We start from the raw sequence: 20,374 nt of genomic DNA on the forward strand, positions 1-20,374 counted from the left end.
AATGAAAAACCGTTATCATTATGTCCGTAATCCGTAATTCCCGATACCCTAATTTGAAAACTATGAAACATGTAGATTTTCTGTATTTCAATCTCTACAACTATTTCTACAGGACCAGCCAATTGAGGCCCAGTTTTAATCCCCGTATGCAGACAATGTATTTATTTTCCCTAGGTTCAGGAGGTTGGATCTTATTGCTGGAGTCGCTTTATTTACATCTGGTCAAGCATGGCCGTTTTGCATCAAAAGGAGAATCCACTTTTTTTGCCGTTGCTATCTACATGCTGACGGCCGTCCTCTTCCACTACATTTTTATTTTCAAGGATCGCGATCAGAAGATCTTTGGTAAGTATGAGAGACAGTCGAATAAGCACCCGATGAGGCGCTGGCATTTTGCCATCTCCATCAGTGTTTTGTTCCTGCCTTATGTGGGACTGCTGGCCCTGGCTATTATTTTTCCAAGGCATTAGGATCTCTATACCGGGTAGTGCCCGGATGGAAATTGCTCCATGAATGCCAGAACTCCTGGTAAGACTGTACAGCCTGTAATTGCTGATCTTTCAGCGTTCCGGCTGTACATTTTCCGTTTAAGGTCCAGGTAGATCCCGTATTGCCGTCCTTTATGGTGGCACTTCCCGGCAATCTTTCGAATTGGAGCACCTGCCCTTTCAGATTCCTGTTCCATACATAGAAGGTGGTGGAGTCTGTGCCCGGCAATAATAAGACAGGTGTATCGCCCACCGTATCCTGTATCAGCTGATGCCTGATCAGGTCGTTCCAGTCATAAGCTTTTGTATGATCCTTCGTTGCTATGCCCACGACCCAGGATTTCATTTTCCATGATCCGGAATCCCTTTTTTCAAGGCTTCCCTTGATGGTCCCTTTATCATAGTCCGCCAGGTCCTCATATTGTTTCTTATAAACCGTATCCGGCTGAAGGATCTTTGTATCCGGATGTTGTGCGATCCAATCGCTGAGTGAAGACTGCGAAGAAGGGATCTCGGCGAGCCGCTGGCTTTTTAATGGTCCCGCTATCGACACGCCGGTGGCCTGCTGCCACCAGCTTTTTGTCGTCGCGTCCTCGAACATGGCGTTGAAATGGTCCATGCCCACCAGCCTGAATGTTTCGCTTCTGCCATTCACCAGTGGACTGAATACCCTGCCTGTTCTGCACACAGTGCAATAAGTGATCATGACCGGCGTGTTCCCCACGGTATCCCTCACCTGGTGATGATAGCCGATGACTTGCACCGGGTAAGCCTTGGACGCATCATTGATAGTGACGCCGATGACTAGCTTGTTCAAGGGAATAGTATTGGTAGCCGCGTCGGCAAACCGGATCGTCCCGGGCTGATAGAACATTTTGTCGGCCTCAAATCGGAAATTGAAGAAATAGAAAACCACGGCATAGAGCACCATTACCATCGTCAGCAGGATCCTGGACCAGGTCTTGCCTTTCACAAGGGATCGATACAAAGGGACAATGACCAGGAGCAGACCAAGCAATCGCAGGAACAATCTGTTCCTGTGGATAAAATAAGCGAGGTCGATCGTGTTCCTGTGCTGGCTGCCGGGGAAAGGCATGATAAAGTATACCCGTAGGATCTCGGTGGCGAACAGGATGATAATGCCGGTGAATAGTAGCAAGCGTTTCATACCTTAATTTACAGTTTTCTTTCAAAAAAGAACACCCCTTTCTTATTGGCGACAATTATATCCGGCAACCCATCCTTGTTCATATCCTGCACCAGCACCTGCAACCCCACGCCGGAATCATTGTCAATTTCATGTGGCACCCACTTCGGGATAGCACCCGGCCTGAACTCAAACCAATACAGAACAGACGGCTCCAATGCACCCGGGTCTTCTCCATTGTGCGCAAAATACCGTTTCCCCGTCACCAGGTCCGGATGTCCATCGTTGTTCACATCGGCCATAGCCATTCCGTGCGACTCGGAGAACTCCTTGTAAATGACATGATGGATCCAGCCGGTGTCCACCTTTTCATGCCACCAGATGCCGTAATTGTGTGCAGAGGCAGTGATGATCTCCTTTTTCCCATCCATATTTACATCGAGGGCATAGATCTGCGAACAATCTTCCCCCAGGTCGGCAGTGTGAAATGCCCAGTCGGAGGATGTTGGATCAGCAGGGCATTCCCACCAGCCTTTGGTGATGACTACATCACGCCGCCCATCGCCATTCATATCGATCAGGCCAAGTCCGTGCGTATACCTGTTGACGCCCGGAATATTCCCCCTGGCAATGACATATCTTTTCCAAAGCGAATCGCCTTTTTTCACCGGCGATTTCAGCCAGATCATTTCCTTCGCCACAGGATCATTGCATAGCAGGTCGGGACGGCCATCACCATCGACATCCACCAGGGCCGGGGACTCATTGCCGGCATTTTTCAGCAGGGGATGCATGGGCCAATAGCCTTCTCTACGGCCAGGGTTCTCATACCACACCGCTTCTTCCCCGGGCAGGCTGATACGTATGAGATCTATCCAGCCGTCCTGGTTTACATCCATGGTAAAATCCAAAAAAGAATTGCTGAACGCAGTAGCTGGCGCGTAATGTTTTCCTTCAGCTATGGCATGTCTCGTCCAATGGGGAGCTTCGAACCAATAGGCGCCGGCCAGGATGTCCGGCTTGCCGTCCTTGTTGACATCGCCGACAGCCACGCCTTCGGAAATAAACTCATTGGTCAATTGGTGCTTTTGGAAATGGACGGACTGTGCGGCAACAGTCAGGGACAAAAGAGCCAGCGGAAAGAAGGGCCAGGATTTTCCCATGGCAATAATTTTTTTATGTTGAGTGGAATATAGGTATTATATCGCAAAGCCATGAGCCCCCTCATAACCGCTCGTACCAGCCATTAATACATAAAATAATGCCAATCAACACCTTCAGTTCCCTTTGCATGGCAAAAGAATTGCAGTCACTTATTTATTCATTCACCTTTAAAAACGATTGTTATGCAAAATTCAGATCAACCCATCCGCCAGACAGACAAGAACAAAGGAGATCAATCTGCCGTGGAGCAACAGCAAAAGGAGCAAACAGGCAAAAAGCCTTCTCCTGAGAATATGTCCGGATCGCAGAATGCCCAGCAAGACAATGAGGCAGATCAGCAGGTGAGGGGAAAGAGCCAGCATATCACCAACAATGATGGTGCCCCGGTGAATGCTTCGCGTGATACGGAAGAGCCGCAGAATATGTGGGGTCCGGGAAAAGAAGGACAGCAGGGGCAGGGACAAGGCAAACAGGACATGGGCAAGACTGGCAGCAGCCAGCAGAAGGACCAATGGTCCCAAAAGGATAAAAACCAGGAACAGGATCAACAGAATAAAGGGGGCAAAGGATCCGGACAGGGTCAGAACAAGAACCCGGGTAAATAATCATTATTTAAATGTGCTATGCGTAAGAGTGACCAGGCCAACAGCTTGGTCACTTTTTTATGCCCTATTTTTTAGCTGACGTAGCAATGCAGTAGCTCTTTTATTGGAAAAAGTTGAGCACAACGATATTTTGGCGGTGTCAAACGGTTCGCAAATTTTAACCACACCGATCTAAATGCTTGTTGTATGAACGCAAAACTTCTGCTGCACATTCATGTACTGCTTTTTTTTAATTTTCTCGTTTTTACCATCCCCGCCTTCGCTCAAAACCGGACAGTCACCGGTACTGTTACTTCCAAAGTGAGCGGGCAGCCACTTCCGGGCGCCACCGTTTCGATTAAAGGGACAAGGGTAGCAACAACGACGGCGACTGATGGCAGTTTCAAGGTCAATGTCCCCGGGACGGGAAAGATCCTGACCATCTCCTATGTTGGCATGGCCAGCCAGGACATCAATATCCCGGCCTCCGGCACCCTGGATGTCTCACTGGAACAGACAGCCTCGTCGAAAATGGATGAGGTCGTGGTGGTAGGGTATGGTACGCAACGCAAGAGCGTCGTCACGGGCGCCATCTCCAGTGTAAGGGCGTCGGATCTTGAAAATCAACCGGTTGTCCGGGTGGAGCAGGCCTTACAAGGTCGCACATCCGGCCTGACCATATCTTCCGTTTCCGGCCAGCCGGGCGCTGCATCGACTGTGCGTCTGAGAGGATTTACCTCCTTTGGCAATGATAAGAATAACCCTTTATGGGTAGTCGATGGCGTGGTCATCGACAACGGGGGCATCGGTTATCTCAACGAAGACGATATCGAATCCATCGAAGTGCTGAAAGATGGCGCTTCGGCAGCCATCTATGGTACCCGCGCCGCCGCAGGGGTCATCCTCATCACCACCAAAAAAGGAAAGACCGGGGCTCTCCGGATCAACTACTCCGGTTTTTACGGTACCCAGACGCCCGGCAAAAAAGTCACCGTGGCGAATGCTATGCAATATGCCACATTAAGGAACCAATCGCTGCGGGCGGCAGGCAAACCCGCAGCCTTTGCCGATTCATCCATATTCGGCGCGGGCACAGACTGGCAGAAGCAGATCTTCAACTACAGCGCGCCCAAAATGAATCACGAACTCAGCATCAGCGGCGGCACGGACAAGTCCACCTTCTTCACTTCATTTGGATATAATGATATCAAAGGCGTGATCGCTACCCCCATTTCCAAATGGAGGCGGATGAACTTCCGGATCAACACCCAGTTCAAGCCGGCTTCCTGGCTTAGCTTTGGCGAGAACGTGGGCTACAGCTACGGCAAGAACAGCGGGGTAGGCGAGGTCAACCGCGAATTTGGCGGCATCGTGAACTCCGCCCTCAATCTCGATCCTATCACCCCAACCATTATTACCGATACCGCAAAGCAGAAAAACTTTTATCCCTGGAACAATGCTACCAACCTGGCCGCAGCCACCAGGGACCCCTCCGGCAGACTGTATGGCATTTCGCCTTATGTAGGACAGGAAATAAAGAACCCACTGGCCATCATCCACAACAGGCTGGGTAACTATGCATGGGACCACAACATCGTCGGTAATGCATTTGTCGATATCACCCCCGTGAAAGGACTTGTCATCCATTCTTCCCTGGGAACGAAGATAGCTTTCTATGGATCGGAGACGTTCAGCCCTTCTGTTTTCTATAACAATTCTACTTCCATCGGCCAGACCAACTTAAATCGCCAGGAGAACTGGATCATCAATTGGAATGTCGAGAATACGATCGCCTATAACAAGATCTTCGACAGGCACAATGTCACGTTGCTGGCAGGCTGGGGCGAGTATAAGGACGGGAATGCCCGGGGCGCCACCGTGCAATACAATAACATTTATGCCAATTACTTCGACCAGGCCTCGTTCCGTTTCACCACCCTGCCGCAGGACAGACAGAACAGCAGCGGGTCCGATGGGACAGATCACCGGATCAACTCCCTCTTCTCTCGTCTCCAGTATAACTATGATGAAAAGTACCTGCTGACCGCGCTTATCCGCCGGGATGGGTCCTCCCGTTTTGGGTCCGACAACAGGTTTGGCTACTTCCCCTCCGTGTCTGTAGGATGGGTACCCACCAGGGAGTCTTTCTTTCCATCCGGCAATGTGCTGAATAACCTGAAGATCCGCGCCAGCTATGGCGTCACCGGAAATGATGGCATCGGCGACTTCGCATATGTCACCACGGTAGACCCGGGCGGCCAGCGGAACTATTCATTTGGAACCACCGATGCCGTGTACCTGGGTTTCAGTCCCAGCGGACCCGCCCGCGCCGACCTGAAATGGGAAGAGACCCGTCAGACCGACATCGGCCTGGATGCCGTCCTGCTGAACAGCCTGACATTTACAATGGACGTTTATAAAAAGAAGACGGTGGGCATCCTGCAAAACCCCACCATACCCGCCTATGCAGGCTACGGCAGCTTTGCCCAGAACTTCGATGACATAGAGAATACGGGATTGGAAATGGAGCTGGGCTACAGAAAGAAGATCGGCGAGCTTAATTTTGGCGTCAATGGGAACATCTCCTTCTATAAGAACAAGGTGACGAAGATGATCCCCGGACAAAAGTTCATCGAGGACAACAGCGCCACCTTCCAGAATCTCGGCAATATCACCCGCACCGGTCTGGGGCTGCCTTATCAACAATTTTATGGTTACAAAGCCCTCGGCGTCTTCCAGACACAGGACGAGATCGATCACTATACAGGCCCCAATGGAAATAAGCTGCAGCCCAATGCCAAACCCGGAGATATGAAATGGGCCAATCTGAATGGCGACAACAGCATTGGCGTGGACGACCGTACTTATCTGGGCAATCCCAATCCAACGGTGAGCTATGGAATGACCATCAACCTGGGATATAAGAACTTCGACTTTGTCATATTCGGCAGCGGCTCCGGCGGCAATAAGATCTTCCAGGGTCTCCGGAGATTGGATATCGCCACAGCCAACTACACGAAAAAATATTTCAATGCCTGGACGGCCGCCAATACCAACACCAATGTAGCGAGGCTGGTGGATGGTGATCCAAATGGCAACTACGCCAAAATGTCCGGCTTCTACCTGGAAAGTGGAACTTTCTTCCGGCTGAGAACGATCCAGCTGGGTTACACCTTTCCCAAAGCGCTTGCCAACAGGTGGGGCATGAAGAACCTGCGCGCATATGTGTTGAGCGAAAACCTCTTCACCATCACGAAGTACAGCGGCTATAACCCCGAGATCGGCGTAAGCCCTGATTCGGGCGGCGGTGCACAATATGGCATAGATCGCGGTACCTATGTGCAGCCCCGGGCTTTCCTGGTAGGTGTAAATGTTGGATTCTAATAACTACTTAAACAAAAACTCATATGAAATCGAAGACTCTTGTATACATCGCAACGCTTATACTAAGCCTGCAGTGTATAAGTTCCTGTAAAAAAGAACTGGACGTCAATCCTCAAAACCGCATCCCCATCGGTGACTTTTATAAAACCCCGGCAGATGCATTCGCAGCCCTGGTCGCAGTGTATGACCGTTTTGCATTCCAGAGCGGCGGCCTCTACGACAAGGCGGCGATCATGGATGTAGCCGGCGACGACCAGCTGGCCGGCGGCGGCAACGCCACCGATATCAACGACCTGCAGGTAATGCAGCTGTATACCCTGACACCCACCACGGGCCCGCAGGCCTATTTATGGAGCAGGGGCTATTCAGGTATCTACCGTGCCAACGTGCTGCTGTCGAAGCTGGGCGACTGTCACCTGGATGCCGCAACGCTGGCCCGGTATACCGCAGAGGTGAAGACCATGCGCGCCGCATTTTATTTTGACCTGGTCACCTTTTTCAGGAATATCCCTTTGATCGAAGGCACCGTGTCCATCGACAGCCTGTATTCCATTGTGCAGACTACGCCCGATAAAATATATGCCTATGTGGAGAAAAACCTCACCGAGGCCATCCCGGATCTCCCTGCAACGGTCCCCGTAGCCACGGAGGGCGGTCGGCTCACCCAGGGCAGCGCCAAGGCCATCCTCGGCAAAGTATTGCTATACGAAAAGAAATGGCAGGCGGCCGCCGACCAGTTTGCGGATGTCAATGGCCCCAATCCCGGCGTGGACCCTTCTATCTATGGTTATAAATTGCTGGCCAGCTATGCCGACCTGTGGAACCCTTCTAAAAAGTTCAATGCAGAGTCAGTGGTGGAGTTCGTACATAGCAGCAAATCCAACGGCGGTTGGGCCGACGCCGGCGCCTCCGAAGGCAACCTGCTGTGTATCACCACCGGGCCAAGGTCCTATTCACAGCTGAAGGCGACCGCGCCCGATTATTTTTCCGGCTATAGCTTCCTTGTCTTCACCAAGGACTTCGCTCAGAATGTCATGCATGGCGACCCAAGATATGTCGCCACCGTCGCCGACCTGGACAGCCTGAAGTCCAACGGCCTTGCTAACTATTCGGCAGGATATAACAACACCGGTTACTTCCTCGGTAAATTCATCGGACGCGTTTCAGCCAAGGCAGCCAACACGCCCGAGCTGAACTTCAGCCAGGATGAGTATGAGATCCGGCTGGCGGATACGTACATGATGGAGGCCGAAGCCCTGATGAATGCGGGCGCCGACGTAAGCGCCGGCAGCAGGGCCTATAAGCTGCTGAATGCAGTCCGGGCAAGGGTAGGCTTGCCGGAAGTGGCTGTCACCCAGGACAACATCGAGAAAGAAAGAAGGCTTGAGCTGGCTGGTGAAGGGCAACGCTGGCTGGACCTGGTACGCTGGGGCAAGGCCGCCACCGTACTGGCCTCAAAAGGCTTTGTCGCGCACAAGCACGAAATATTCCCCATTCCTCAGGCCGAGCTCAATAATACGAAGCTTGTGCAAAACGATGAATGGAAATAGTTTTCATGAGGAACCTCAGGATCATTTTCGTCATCAGCATGCTTATGGCGCTGACAGTCTTTTTTTCACGGTGCTTCAATGGTAATTCATTGACAGGCATCGATCCCAGAGGCGATCAGTATGCAGGCGCCAATGCGTGCATGAGCTGTCACCAAAGTGAATGCAGCTCGTATACACATAGCAATCATTACAGGACATCATCGTCCGTCAATGGGCAGCGCCTGAAACAACTGATCGCCTCTTCGTCCAAGGAGCCCTTTTACTTCTCCGACTCCAGCCATGTCAGCGTGGAAGAAAATGATAACGCCTTTTTCCAATCCAGCTTTTCGGCTGACAGGAGAACAGCTTCCGAAAAGTTCGACATTGCTTTCGGGTCGGGTGAAAAAGCGCAGACCTACGGCTATTGGAAGGATGATCAGCTCTATCAGCTTCCCCTCACCTGGTACGCCAGTATGCATGCCTGGGCGAATAGCCCCGGGTTTTCCCCCCGTCACGCAAGATATGAAAGGACCATCGGGGTCCGTTGTTTCGAATGCCACGCTTCCTATGCCAACAGGGTGGTGCAGCAGACGGGAGCGCTGACCACCGTCGAGGCCCTGGATAAGGCCTCCATCGTCTACGGAATAGATTGCGAAAGATGTCACGGACCTGCCCTGCAGCATGTGAAGTACCAGCAGGAGAACCCCTCCGCAAAAACAGCAAAATACATCGTCCCCATAAGGTCCCTGACCCGGCAGCAGCAGCTGGATATCTGCGCCGTTTGTCATTCCGGGAATGACCGGGAACCACAATGGTCGCTTTTTGCTTTTGCGCCCGGCGACACCTTATCCCATTTCTATTTTCCCGATTTCGGGTCCGGCGCCGGCGAACCCGACGTACATGGCAAGCAGGTACAGCTGCTCCAGGCAAGCAGGTGCTTCATAAAGACAGCCATGACCTGCACGACCTGTCACTCCCCGCATATGCCGGAGGACAAGGACAACAGACCGACCGGCTTTGCAGCCAAATGCATGGACTGCCACCAGGGCTCCAGCCATGCAATAGACGTCCTGAAGGACAATGAACAAAAGAAAAGGGACTTCAACCTGGTCGGCGCAAACTGTATCGATTGCCATATGCCGTTACAAACTTCTAAAACCATATACTTTAATAATGGGATAGGGGTCAAAAACATTCCCTACCTGGTCAGAACACATAAAATCGGAATTTATAAATAGCAGTATATTCGTTGATTAGGCATGATGCAACACATGATAAAACAATGGTCGACCATATTGCTGGCGCTGCTTACTACTACACATGTTCCTGCTCAGAACGGCATCCTGATCCCGGAGATCATCAACTATTCTAAAAAAGTGTATGAATCCGGTAACCAGAACAGGGCCGTTGACCAGGATAGGAGAGGGCTGCTGTATTTCGCCAATGACGATGGCCTCCTGGTCTTCGATGGCAATTACTGGAAAACCTACCCCTTACCCAACGGCAGCATCGTCAGGTCCCTGAAAGTCGCGGATGACAGGATCTACATTGGAGGACAGCAGGAGATCGGGTATTTCTTTTTTGACAAAAAAGGAGGCTTGACCTACCAGTCCCTGAAACAGCTGATACCACCCGGCGAGACCGAGTTCAGCGATGTCTGGCATGTAGTACAGTGCAGGAAAGACATCTTCTTCCGGAGCAACAAAAGGATCTTCCGGTACCACGATGGCAGGATCACGGCTTTTAAAAGCATCAACTGGGGATTTCTGGGCGTAAGCAGGGGGGAGGTGATCGGCCAGCAATATGAGAAAGGCCTCGTCCTTTTCAAGGATGGACAATGGCAGCCCCTCGGCAATAAATTAGATTTTTCGAATGATAAGGTTTCAGTGAGGAGCGTCTCCGACTTTGGGACACAGGATATTTTATTAACGACCTTAAAAACCGGCGTATATATCATCCACGATAATGCCATTAATAAATTTGAAACGCCCTCCACCGCCATACTGGCGTCGGAGATCATAAATTTTGCGCAGGCCATCGATACTTCCCTCACCGTCATTGCTACCAGGTTAGGCGGGTATTATGTCATCGATACCAGGGCCGGGATCGTACAGCACCTCACCAAACAGGAAGGACTTCAATCCAATACGGTGAACACGGCTTTTGTGGACAAGGAAAAGAATATATGGCTGGGGCTGAACAATGGCATTGACCTGGTGATCTATAATAGCCCCATCAACCATATCACCCCTAATCATGAGAGCAAAAGCCCTGGCTATTCCGCCGCCATCTACGACAACCAGCTTTATATAGGCACGGGTGTAGGACTTTATAATGTACCCGTCGGGCCGGGCAACGATATGAGTGGTATGCAGAAAAGTCTCAGCCTGGTGAAGAATGGCAACGGGCTGATCTGGGGGCTTTCCGTGGTCAACAACCAGCTGCTGGTAGGACGAAATGATGGCGCATACGCTGTCAGGAACAACAGCTGCGTACCATTGGACACCTCCACAGGTTTCTGGTTCTTTCAACCCCTGGATGCCCGGGTTCCCTGCCCGCGTGTGATCGCCGGTACATACAATGGCGTCAACCTGTACCATTTTGCAGCCGGTGAGTTCCTGAACCCGAAAATCCATACCTCCTTCGAATCCGCTAAATACATTGTCGTCAGCGGAAGAGATATATGGGTTGCCCACCCTTACCAGGGCCTTTATAAGCTTTCCATCAACGATACAGGCGGACTGTCGAATCAGCCCTATAAAGATGTACATAACCTCCTGTCAGCCGGGCATAACCACCTTTTTAAGATCCGCGGCCAGATCGTATTGGCCACCAGGAAAGGGATATTCTCTTATGACAGCGCCATCGGCGATTTCAGGGAGTCGGAGTTTTTCAAAAAACTGTTCGGGGCCGCCCCCCCTTCCTATTTAAGGGAAGACACCCAGGGGAATATTTGGTTCGTGGAAGGGAAAAGCCCCGGCGTGGTGGACCTCTCATCGCCCGAAGATCCTGCTATCATTTATTTCTCTGAGCTCAACAACAGCATCCTGGGCAACGATGAGGAATTCATCTATCCGGTGAATAAGAACAATGTGCTGATCGCGGGGGAAATAGGGTTCTATCACATCGACTATGAGAAATATAAGAAGACGGATCACAGCATCAATGTCCTCCTGCGGACAGTAACCGCCTCCCATAAAAGGGACAGCACGCTGTTTGGCGGGTATCTGGCAGGGCAGTCTGCGGGTGACACGGGCGACCTGGTCAAATTTCAGCATGACATCAGGTATAAATGGAACTCGCTTCATTTTGAATTCTCTTCGCCCTGCTTCGGCGGCATAGTGGAGTACAAGTGCCGGCTGATGGGATATGAAAAGGAATGGTCATCCTGGTCCCGGAAAACAGAGCGGTCTTATACCAATCTGCCCGCAGGTAATTATATATTCCAGGTCAGGGCCAGGAACGACATTGGTCATCAGTCGTCGGTAAGCCAGTTCATATTCACGATCTCGCCGCCCTGGTACAATACCATTCTGGCGTATGGTATGTATGTGGTCCTGCTCACAGCCATTCTTTATTTCTTTTATAAACGCCAGCAGAAGAAATACCTCGTCCAGCATGCCAACCGGCTAAGGAAGCAAAGGGAAGCATTCGAGGAAGAGCAGCAACAGCTGCAGTACCGGCACCAGCTGGAAATGGAGAAGAACGAAAAAGAGATCATCCGGCTGAAAAATATCAAGCTGGAGGCAGAGGTAGAGCATAATAATGCACAGCTGGCCTCTAATACGATGAACCTGTTGCAAAAACGGGAATTACTGAATAAGATAAAGGATGAAATATTGATCATCCAGGAAGAGCATGAGCCGGAAAAAAGAACAAGGAACCTGCGCAGGATCATCAAGATCATTAACGAGCAGCTGGAGAGTATCGATGATTGGGAGCGGTTCTCACAGTATTTCGATAAATCCAATAACGATTTCTTAAAGATCCTGAAAGAGGATCACCCATTGCTTACGGCCGCCGACCTGAAGCTGTGCGCGTATCTGAGGCTCAATCTGTCTACAAAGGCCATCGCCGACCTGTTGAATCTTTCTGTCCGGGGCGTGGAGAGCAGCCGGTACAGGCTTAGAAAAAAGCTCTCCCTGGCCAATGATATCTCTTTATTTGATTTCCTCGCAGCAGTAGGAAATACAGATCAAAACAAGCTTTAAAAAAAACATCGTGAAAAAAAGTATACCGTTTCTCGCAGCGCTGTCAATTTGTTCAATGCTTACATTTGGGCAGGTCAACGGATTTTTGAAAGCAAAGGGAAAGACGATCGTTGACGGCAATGGAAAGACATTCATCCTGAGGGGAATGGGGTTGGGCGGCTGGATGCTGCAGGAAGGTTATATGCTCCGCATCGGCGCCATCGGGCAGCAGCACCGTATAAGACAAAAGATAGCGGAGCTGATAGGAAATGAGAAGACAGACAGGTTTTACGATGCCTGGCTGAAAAACCACACCACCAAAAGGGACATCGATTCATTGGCCGCCTGGGGCTTTAATTCCATCAGGCTGCCCATGCATTACGGGCTTTATACCCTTCCGGTGGAGGCGGAGCCGGTGCCCGGACAAAATACCTGGCTGCCCAAAGGGTTTGCAATCACCGACAGCCTGCTGGCCTGGTGCAAGGTCAATCATATGTACCTTATATTGGATCTGCATGCCACGCCGGGCGGGCAGGGTAATGACCTCAACATATCGGACAGGGACCCTTCCAGGCCCTCTCTGTGGGAAAGCGAGGCCAATCAGGGAAAGACAATTGCACTATGGAGAAAGCTGGCTGAAAGATATGCCGGCGATCCGGCCATCGGCGGGTACGACATCATTAATGAGCCCAATTGGGGGTTTGAAGACCCCCAGGACGTCAGGGGTACGAAAGAAAAGACGAATAAGCCTTTGCGGACGCTGATGATGCGGATCACTGCCGCCATCAGGGAAGTGGATACGACGCACATCATTATTGTTGAAGGCAATGGCTTCGGAAATAACTATAATGGCATCTTTCCATTGTGGGATGATAATATGGTGCTCAGCTTCCATAAATACGGCAACTTCAACACCCGGGCCAGCATTCGGAATTTCCTCGATTGGCAGGACAAATACAACGTGCCGCTGTGGCTGGGTGAGTCAGGCGAAAATTCGAATACATGGTTTACGCAGGCCATCCAGCTGGTGGAATCGAATAATATCGGGTGGTGCTGGTGGCCATTGAAAAAGATGGGCATTAGTAATCCCCTTGAAATAAAGGTGACGCCATCGTATCAGCTGTTGCTGGACTATTGGCTGAAGAATGGTCCCAAACCCTCTGTCCCTGCAGCAGAAGCCGCGCTTGATGAACTCCTGCAGAATATTAAGATGGAGAACAACATCTGTCATAAGGAGGTAGTCGACGCGATGTTCAGGCAGGTTGCTTCCGCGGAGGCGATCCCCTTTAAACCCCACTGGATAAAAAATGGGTCCGTAGTAGCGGCAGTCGACTATGATCTGGGTCGCAATGGGTCGGCTTATCTGGACAACGATACCGCTCGCTACCAATACGTTTCTCCGCCCATCCGTACGACAGGCAATCGCGGCGCGGCTTATCGCAATGACGGCGTGGACATTCAGAAAGACTCGCTGGGCTACAGTGTCTTTAGCATCGAAGAGGGGGAATGGCTGCAATACACGGTGAATGTCACGGATCCCGGTACCTACACGGTCGTTTTTTCCTTTTCCCCGTCAGGGGACAACGGCCGGCTATCCCTCCTGTCCGGGGGAAGGCCGTTGGCCGGGAATATCCCCGTCAGCGGCCAGTCTGTAGAAATAAAGCACATTTACTTAAAGGCAGGATTGAACAGGCTGAAGGTGATAGCCGTCAAAGGAGGGTTCGTTTTCAGGGAGATGCGGTTTGTCAGGAATTGAATATCTTGGCAGTATGAAATTACTGGTGACCTTGTTGCTGGCAGTAGCTTTCATCCCTGCCTGGTCGCAAAAGGAGCAGGATCCTTCCGTCAGCTGCATAACATACTGGATAAAGGGTGAGACGAAGATCTACTCCATCGTACATGAAAAGACCACGAACAGCAAGGATAACAAACATATTCTTTTTACCTATGAGGCGCATGTAACCGTGTTGGACTCTACGGCGGAGGATTTTACAATAAAATGGGTGTTTCATAATCCTGCTTTACCTGGGCGCGAGCTTCCGGCATTGTCTCAGCCATTGCCCGTCTTTGAGGGTATGCAAATGATCTTTCGGATATCATCGGTGGGAACTTTTATTGAGCTGCTCAACTGGGAAGAAGTGAGGGATAGCTATGTTCATCTCATGGAATTATCTCTTCCTGAAAAAATGGACAGCGCCATGACGGCCAGTGTGAACAATGCGAAAGCGCTTTTCAGCACAAGAGAAAGTGTTGAGGCCGCCTTGATCCGGGAGATCCAGCTATTTCATCGGCCGTATGGGTACAAGTTCACTACCTTGAAAGTGAGTGAAAATACGCAAATATCGAACCCATTTGGCGGGAACCCATTGCCGGCCGTACAAACGTACCAGGTGACAGAGTTAGATAGCCGGCAGGACCGCTATACATTAGTTGTTCAGCAGAAGATCGACAGCAATAGCCTGCAGTTGGTCATAGATGACTCCAGCGAGTACCAGTTCATCTCCTCCAGTGGTTGGATCCGGCGCTTGTATTACCTCCGAAGGGCGGGCAGCGCGGCCCTCCAACAATCCGACGCCTATACCATCACTCTAAAGGACTGAGCTATACACTTTTCCTGCTTTGATCACCAGAACAACAGATCGGATGTTCTTTATATCCCCGAGCGGATCTTTATCCAGGACCATTAAGTTGGCCTTTTTTCCCGGCGCGATGGTGCCACAGGTTTTTTCGATGCCCAGCGCTTCTGCCCCATGTAAGGTGGCAGCAATAATAGCATCTCCCGTAGTAAGCCCCGCATCATGTACCAGCAGCTCCATTTCGTTTTGCACAAAACCTTGTTGATCATCATCGGTCCCTGCACAGATCTTTACACCCGCCAGGTAGGCCATCTTCGTACACCTTTTAGTGAGGTCATAGTTAAATCCCATCGTTGTATCCTGCCCGGCCCACTGCCGGTAAGTCGCCATGGTGGCATCCAGCAGGACATTGTTCTTCTTCATCAGCTGAAATAGGGACGACAGATCTGGCAGGCTATCCTTCAGGAACTGGTCATCGAGCCGGGGTCTTTTCCAACTGGGCGGGATAGTGGCTCTGGTCTCCCTTATTAAAAGAAGAGCGTGAGAAATGGAGCTTACGCCGGCTTTGACGAGGTCAGACGGCCGGGCCTGATTCAACCAGGCATGTCCCCATACGAGCATGCCCTGTTCTTTCGCCGTCCCCACGATCCTGGCCACGAGCGCTGCCGGAAGATCTGCGTACAGCTTGATGCCGGTGGCGCCGGTTCCTTTTGCTTCAGCTACCGCCAATGGGAGGTTCGTCGTGTCCGTCACCGCGCGCATGTAAGGCATATAGCCGCTGACGCCGCCCATGACGCTGGAGATGGAACGGGGGTCTTTGAAGAAGGAAGGGCCCGCGAAAAGCGCTGAAAAATAAATATCTGGCGAAGTGATATCCCCGACCAGGGCGTCCCTGGACAGGCCTGCCAGTGTACGCGCATCGCCCGCCATGTCCCTGACGGAAGTGATGCCAGAACGGAGCATGCGGTCCAGCACAGAGAGTGTGGATACCCTGTCGTTCGTTGTGGAAGGTTCCGTAGCCAGATGCACATGCGTATCAATCAGGCCAGGAAGGAGGAACTTCCCCTTCAGCCTGAGAACGGGTATCGAGTCGGGCAGCGATTGTGCATCATCCGGGAAGACACGGACAATGATGCCGTCATTGATAACAACGGTCTGTCTGTATGCGGGCTGGATATGCTGCGCATCGATGAGTGTTACGCCGGAGAGGGCAAATTGTTTCGCGGTTGTTTGTGCAAGTGCCGGTTGTCGGGCCCATCCCACGAGGAGAATGGCCGCCAGTAAATGTTTTCTCATGTATCAGGGAGTTAATGCTGTTTTGTTAACGTTGCCTGCAACGCCCTCCACTGTGCCACATAATCCATGGCCTCCTGGAAGGTTGTGATCCAAAAAGAATCCCTGTTTTTCCGAAGATGATCCAGCAGTTCCTGGTGCGCTTTGGACGAGGTGGTGATATAGTCCCCTCCGATCCCATGGAACATGATAACCCCCATGCCGGACCGCTGCCGCACGCTATCCACGAACCCGATCAATTTGTCAGCCGTGTCAGTGTTATCGTCCACCCCCATGGAGGGAACCCTGAAAAAATCCAGGTGGGAAAAGTCGGTGATGACCGCGCCGGTATCTCCGCCGATGCGGGCATATTTCGCCAGGTTATATTGCCGCAGCGTATCGACATAATCTACGCCCCCCACAGTCGTTTCGGTACAAGGGTAAGCATAGGTCCTGACACTCTTCCCGTCCAGGGCAAACAACAAATTATTCATCACGTCTATCTCGCAGGCCATTCGGCCCGGAGTGTAGTTATCTGAGAAGACAGGGTTGTCCTTGGAGCTTAAACAAGGATGGAATAAACTATGATTGGCCAGCTCAAACCCTTTTTTGGCCAATGCGCGCCACCGGGGGATCGTGGCATAATCGATATCGCTCGTCAGAAAAAAAGTGGCCTTGAACCCGGCATTCCGAAGCTGTGGGACAGCGACATCCAGCTGTGATTGCAACGCATCATCATAGGTCAGTACGATCACCGCCTTTTTATGGTTCGGCCATTCAATCGTTTGCGATTTTACGGCACAGCATGCAAATAGTCCTAACAGGTTCAAAATTTTCTTCATGGCGTCAGGGCGGCCAGTAGGACCGCCGGAGCCAAAGATAATGTATCCGGTACAATGTGCGTTACAGGGGGCTCAGTCCCTGAAAAGCTTTTTTGCCAGGCTTTCGTCGTGGCCGTAAATGTCCTTCCTGAACTCTGCGAAAGACTGATCCCCTTTCCAACAGGTGAAATAGCAGATGAGCACCGTCGCGGGATCCTGTAGCTTGACTGTTTCCTCTTTGTTGGTAGCCAGTATGCTGTCTATTTTCTTATCATTCCACTGAGGCATTGGCTGCAGGAGGTAGTCTGCCAGCTTTCTTGCATCTGCAACCCGGATGCAACCATGACTGTACGCTCTCTCTGCCGTGGAAAACAATTCCTTATGAGGAGAGTCGTGCAGGTATATATCAAAACTGTTGGGAAAAAGAAATTTCATTTGCCCCAGCTCGTTCGTTGGACCGGGGAGCTGACGGACCACGGGCAGCCCATCCCGTTGACCGGTGATCTCCATTTGATGCTGTTCGAGGTAGTGCTTATTTTTTTCGATTTCCGGCAACAATTCTTTTTCCACAATGGAAGCCGGAACATTCCAATAGGGGTTAAAAGTTATCCTGTCCAGCATACCCGAAAAAAGAACAGTGGAATGCCCTTCTTTCCCGACAACGATGTTCATGTCGAAAACTTTCTGCTGTCCTTCCTGCAGATGCAGCACAAATTCCGGTATATTGATCAAAATGAGCCTTTCATTTCCTTCCCGCCTCACCGGCGGATGCGGTGGCATCCAGATCATCCGTTCCAGGTTCATTAAGATCTGCCTGATATAGGCGATGACAGGAACATGCAATGCACGAATGGTAGAAGGCCCAGGCCTTCCGTCCGGCCGTAGTCCATGGGTCGCCTGAAAGATCCTGAGCGCCTTTTCAAGCCGGTCGTCGAATATTTCCGTCGTGTCTCCCGGGTCCATGAGCTCGCCCGTAACCGCCAGGCGGTGTTTTAGTACAGAGATGAAATGACTTCGGGCCCCTTTTTTGAGACGTCGGGGGGCAGGGGGAAGGTCTTCCGGTTCGTGGGTTGATGCAAGGGCTGTGTATTTTTGCAGCTGGCTTTTCAGGGCATCATACCAGGGGTTCAACGTGCTGCCCATCTCCTGTTTTCCGGAGAGGATACTGGCGGCTATTTCCATGGGATCTCTTTTTCTGGCGGGTACAAACCGCAGCAGCGCTACGTTCATCTCCTGCTCGTCCGGATAGCGATTAGACAGGTAAATGATAAATCTCCATGTCATCTGTAATTCTGTTCGCAATATGGAAGGGTCTGTAGCTAAAGGTCTCAGCGTATCGATCCCTTTCAACGAATCCAATTGACCATCCAGCCATTTGCGATGAGTACTGCTGTCCTTGTTGTAAGCATAAAGTGTGGAAAAAGCCAGTGCCTGCTCGGTCAGCCCATCGCTGGCAAACCAGGCGAATTGAAAGTTCCTGTTATTATAAAAATTCCGGAAGGCCCGGGTAAGGGTATCATTCAATCTCTGCTGGTCAATGAATGTTTCCAGTTTGCCGCTGTCAAGGAAAAGATCGCTGTATGCATCCGCCGGCAGGATCGCCGTATTTCTGGGAATGACAATGCCTTTGCTGTTTGGCGCCGGCAATGGGCGGGCCCCTTCATCTTGCTTTTGCTCTTTTTCCCTGCAGCTGGAGACCAGGAGGATGACATACAACAGCTGTTTCGCAAGGAGTTGCCTACCTTTACACGACATGGCAAGTTATTTATGCCGTGCGTAAAAAAACCATGCCAACCCGATTAAGGGCAGGCAACCATAACAGGCTGGGGAACCAATCGGTATTCCGGGATCGGGATGCTTTCCGGCACGGCGCTGCCCGGGTATTGGAACAGGACAATGCACCGATGTGCCTCCGGATGATACGCCTGGACGATCGCAGAACCTGCGGGTTTGTGGGTAGTATCAAGTACAAGTACTTGTTGGCCGGGGGAGAACTTCATGCCATTAAAGTAAATCTTTTGGTGCAACTGCACAAGGGAACTTATGAACAGGTTGTGTATATCGCCGATCACTTTAATCTCCTGGTAATATAAAGCACCACCGCCATCATAATAAAAAACAAACCCAGCGTAAAACAAAGCCCGATCCTAAGCCCAAATGCATCGGCCAGATAGCCTATCGAAGGCGGCCCCACAAAAAAACCACTGTACCCAATGGTGCTTGCAATAGCGATCCCCGCTGCCGGCTCGATACCTTTTATATTGCCTGCAGTGGAATAGGTGACGGGAACAACATTGGACAATCCCAGGCCCACCAGGAAAAGCCCCGACAGTACCGCCGGCGCAGATACAAAAAGCAAGGCCACGGACAAGCCGGCAATCGCCGCACAACAGCTGCAAAATAATATAAGCTGTTTCCCTGCCTTCCTGATAAGATGATCCCCGAACAGCCGGCCAATGGTCATCGCCGTACCAAAAGATCCGATAGCAAGCGCACTGAAAGCCTTTGTTTTGCCTACTACCGTATGCATATAAATGGCCGACCAATCGACTACAGAGCCTTCCCCCGTCATTCCGCAAAAACCTATGATCGCGATCAGCCATATTAAAAAAGGGATCTTTTGCTTGCTGTCTTTCCCGCCTCTGTCCACGATGTTACCCGCCTGGTTCTTTAGAACGATGGGCGATACGATGGCCAGGACGATGATACTTGCCGCCGCCATATAAAGCAGGTGAGGCCGCAGCGGATAGTGATAGTTGGCGAACAAGGCGCCCGATCCCGCACCCAGCGCCATACCGATGCTCCAGGCAGCATGAAAGGAGGACATGATCGTTTTCTTATAGATCCTTTCGACGAACACAGCCTGTCCATTCATCGTTATATCCATGGCGCCTGAAAAAAAACCTGTCATAAAAAAGGCCGCACGACCGACCCAAAGATTCTGAGAATAGGGGATAAAGGGTACAATACAACAAAATAAGAGCCCCGACCAGATCGTAAGCTTTCCGCTGTTGTATCTCGTAGTGAGCCAGCCCGTGAGAGGCATGGCCACCAGCGCCCCGATGGCCGTTGTAAAAAGCATCGTCCCCAGCACACTGTTGGATACGCCAAAATAATCCTTGAGCTCCGGCAACCTGCCGGTGCAGTTGGCATACAAAAAGCCGTTTACGAAAAAGAAAATAACGATGGACATTCTATATTGAAAGTTCCTGTTCATGT

Annotated in this window: 15 protein-coding genes; 9 read left to right on the forward strand and 6 right to left on the reverse strand. The window is 51.1% G+C overall.

What is annotated here, in order from left to right; all coding sequences use genetic code 11:
* The first annotated feature begins 62 nt into the window (after positions 1-62).
* Positions 63-470, forward strand: coding sequence for a hypothetical protein (locus Q4E93_RS01900; protein WP_303582392.1), 408 nt, complete (start codon positions 63-65; stop codon positions 468-470).
* On the opposite strand, the gene Q4E93_RS01905 is transcribed toward Q4E93_RS01900, so the two are convergent.
* Both Q4E93_RS01905 and Q4E93_RS01910 read right to left on the reverse strand, forming a co-directional pair.
* Entirely contained in the window at positions 451-1,656 is a 1,206-nt protein-coding gene (locus Q4E93_RS01905) for a DUF3179 domain-containing (seleno)protein (protein ID WP_303582393.1), read from the reverse strand. The genes Q4E93_RS01900 and Q4E93_RS01905 overlap by 20 nt on opposite strands.
* A gap of 8 nt (positions 1,657-1,664) precedes the next feature.
* Positions 1,665-2,798, reverse strand: a complete 1,134-nt coding sequence (locus tag Q4E93_RS01910; RefSeq protein WP_303582394.1) for an FG-GAP-like repeat-containing protein — start codon at positions 2,796-2,798, stop codon at positions 1,665-1,667.
* A 183-nt stretch (positions 2,799-2,981) separates the two neighbouring features.
* Here Q4E93_RS01910 and Q4E93_RS01915 point away from each other — a divergent pair, with 183 nt between their 5' ends.
* The 7 genes from Q4E93_RS01915 (at position 2,982) to Q4E93_RS01945 (ending at position 15,086) form a co-directional block, all read left to right on the forward strand.
* A complete protein-coding gene (locus tag Q4E93_RS01915) occupies positions 2,982-3,404 on the forward strand; it encodes a hypothetical protein (RefSeq protein WP_303582395.1) in 423 nt (140 codons plus the stop codon).
* Positions 3,405-3,590: 186 nt separating this feature from the next.
* Positions 3,591-6,767: a SusC/RagA family TonB-linked outer membrane protein gene (locus Q4E93_RS01920; RefSeq protein ID WP_303582396.1), complete on the forward strand. Its 3,177-nt coding sequence runs from the start codon at positions 3,591-3,593 to the stop codon at positions 6,765-6,767.
* 23 nt (positions 6,768-6,790) lie between these two features.
* Complete coding sequence (locus tag Q4E93_RS01925; RefSeq protein ID WP_303582397.1) at positions 6,791-8,317, forward strand: RagB/SusD family nutrient uptake outer membrane protein; 1,527 nt, start codon at positions 6,791-6,793, stop codon at positions 8,315-8,317.
* Entirely contained in the window at positions 8,308-9,534 is a 1,227-nt protein-coding gene (locus Q4E93_RS01930) for a cytochrome c3 family protein (protein ID WP_303582398.1), read from the forward strand. The genes Q4E93_RS01925 and Q4E93_RS01930 overlap by 10 nt, the downstream gene beginning before the upstream one ends.
* A gap of 33 nt (positions 9,535-9,567) precedes the next feature.
* Complete coding sequence (locus Q4E93_RS01935; protein WP_303582399.1) at positions 9,568-12,507, forward strand: triple tyrosine motif-containing protein; 2,940 nt, start codon at positions 9,568-9,570, stop codon at positions 12,505-12,507.
* 55 nt (positions 12,508-12,562) lie between these two features.
* The gene (locus Q4E93_RS01940; protein ID WP_303582400.1) at positions 12,563-14,242 is read left to right on the forward strand and encodes a cellulase family glycosylhydrolase; all 1,680 of its coding nucleotides are present in this window, start codon (positions 12,563-12,565) and stop codon (positions 14,240-14,242) included.
* 13 nt (positions 14,243-14,255) lie between these two features.
* Positions 14,256-15,086: a hypothetical protein gene (locus Q4E93_RS01945; protein WP_303582401.1), complete on the forward strand. Its 831-nt coding sequence runs from the start codon at positions 14,256-14,258 to the stop codon at positions 15,084-15,086.
* Here the strand turns inward: Q4E93_RS01945 and Q4E93_RS01950 are convergent.
* The 3 genes from Q4E93_RS01950 to Q4E93_RS01960 form a co-directional block, all read right to left on the reverse strand.
* The gene (locus Q4E93_RS01950) at positions 15,075-16,358 is read right to left on the reverse strand and encodes an amidohydrolase family protein (protein WP_303582402.1); all 1,284 of its coding nucleotides are present in this window, start codon (positions 16,356-16,358) and stop codon (positions 15,075-15,077) included. The genes Q4E93_RS01945 and Q4E93_RS01950 overlap by 12 nt on opposite strands.
* Positions 16,359-16,369: 11 nt before the next feature.
* Positions 16,370-17,176 carry a polysaccharide deacetylase family protein gene (locus Q4E93_RS01955; RefSeq protein WP_303582403.1) on the reverse strand — a complete coding sequence of 269 codons (807 nt, stop codon included), beginning with the start codon at positions 17,174-17,176 and terminating at the stop codon, positions 16,370-16,372.
* A gap of 72 nt (positions 17,177-17,248) precedes the next feature.
* Positions 17,249-18,910 (reverse strand): L,D-transpeptidase family protein, encoded by a 1,662-nt coding sequence (locus Q4E93_RS01960; RefSeq protein ID WP_303582404.1) that lies wholly within the window; start codon positions 18,908-18,910, stop codon positions 17,249-17,251.
* Between the two features lie 32 nt (positions 18,911-18,942).
* Between Q4E93_RS01960 and Q4E93_RS01965 the strand changes: the two genes are divergently transcribed.
* Positions 18,943-19,248 (forward strand): hypothetical protein, encoded by a 306-nt coding sequence (locus tag Q4E93_RS01965; protein WP_303582405.1) that lies wholly within the window; start codon positions 18,943-18,945, stop codon positions 19,246-19,248.
* Here the strand turns inward: Q4E93_RS01965 and Q4E93_RS01970 are convergent.
* A complete protein-coding gene (locus tag Q4E93_RS01970; RefSeq protein WP_303582406.1) occupies positions 19,224-20,372 on the reverse strand; it encodes an MFS transporter in 1,149 nt (382 codons plus the stop codon). The two genes, Q4E93_RS01965 and Q4E93_RS01970, sit on opposite strands and share 25 nt — an antisense overlap.
* Positions 20,373-20,374 lie beyond the last annotated feature (2 nt).

The sequence above is a fragment of the Flavitalea plasmicola genome (assembly GCF_030546645.1).
Classification (GTDB): domain Bacteria; phylum Bacteroidota; class Bacteroidia; order Chitinophagales; family Chitinophagaceae; genus Puia.

Coding starts and splice junctions, on each gene's coding strand:
- Q4E93_RS01950 (WP_303582402.1), bottom strand. CDS start 16,358: ATGAGAAAACATTTACTGGCGGCCATTCTCCTCGTGGGATGGGCCCGA.
- Q4E93_RS01930 (WP_303582398.1), top strand. CDS start 8,308: ATGGAAATAGTTTTCATGAGGAACCTCAGGATCATTTTCGTCATCAGC.
- Q4E93_RS01970 (WP_303582406.1), bottom strand. CDS start 20,372: ATGAACAGGAACTTTCAATATAGAATGTCCATCGTTATTTTCTTTTTC.
- Q4E93_RS01900 (WP_303582392.1), top strand. CDS start 63: ATGAAACATGTAGATTTTCTGTATTTCAATCTCTACAACTATTTCTAC.
- Q4E93_RS01945 (WP_303582401.1), top strand. CDS start 14,256: ATGAAATTACTGGTGACCTTGTTGCTGGCAGTAGCTTTCATCCCTGCC.
- Q4E93_RS01920 (WP_303582396.1), top strand. CDS start 3,591: ATGAACGCAAAACTTCTGCTGCACATTCATGTACTGCTTTTTTTTAAT.
- Q4E93_RS01915 (WP_303582395.1), top strand. CDS start 2,982: ATGCAAAATTCAGATCAACCCATCCGCCAGACAGACAAGAACAAAGGA.
- Q4E93_RS01940 (WP_303582400.1), top strand. CDS start 12,563: ATGCTTACATTTGGGCAGGTCAACGGATTTTTGAAAGCAAAGGGAAAG.
- Q4E93_RS01955 (WP_303582403.1), bottom strand. CDS start 17,176: ATGAAGAAAATTTTGAACCTGTTAGGACTATTTGCATGCTGTGCCGTA.
- Q4E93_RS01960 (WP_303582404.1), bottom strand. CDS start 18,910: ATGTCGTGTAAAGGTAGGCAACTCCTTGCGAAACAGCTGTTGTATGTC.
- Q4E93_RS01905 (WP_303582393.1), bottom strand. CDS start 1,656: ATGAAACGCTTGCTACTATTCACCGGCATTATCATCCTGTTCGCCACC.
- Q4E93_RS01925 (WP_303582397.1), top strand. CDS start 6,791: ATGAAATCGAAGACTCTTGTATACATCGCAACGCTTATACTAAGCCTG.
- Q4E93_RS01935 (WP_303582399.1), top strand. CDS start 9,568: ATGATAAAACAATGGTCGACCATATTGCTGGCGCTGCTTACTACTACA.
- Q4E93_RS01910 (WP_303582394.1), bottom strand. CDS start 2,798: ATGGGAAAATCCTGGCCCTTCTTTCCGCTGGCTCTTTTGTCCCTGACT.
- Q4E93_RS01965 (WP_303582405.1), top strand. CDS start 18,943: ATGCCAACCCGATTAAGGGCAGGCAACCATAACAGGCTGGGGAACCAA.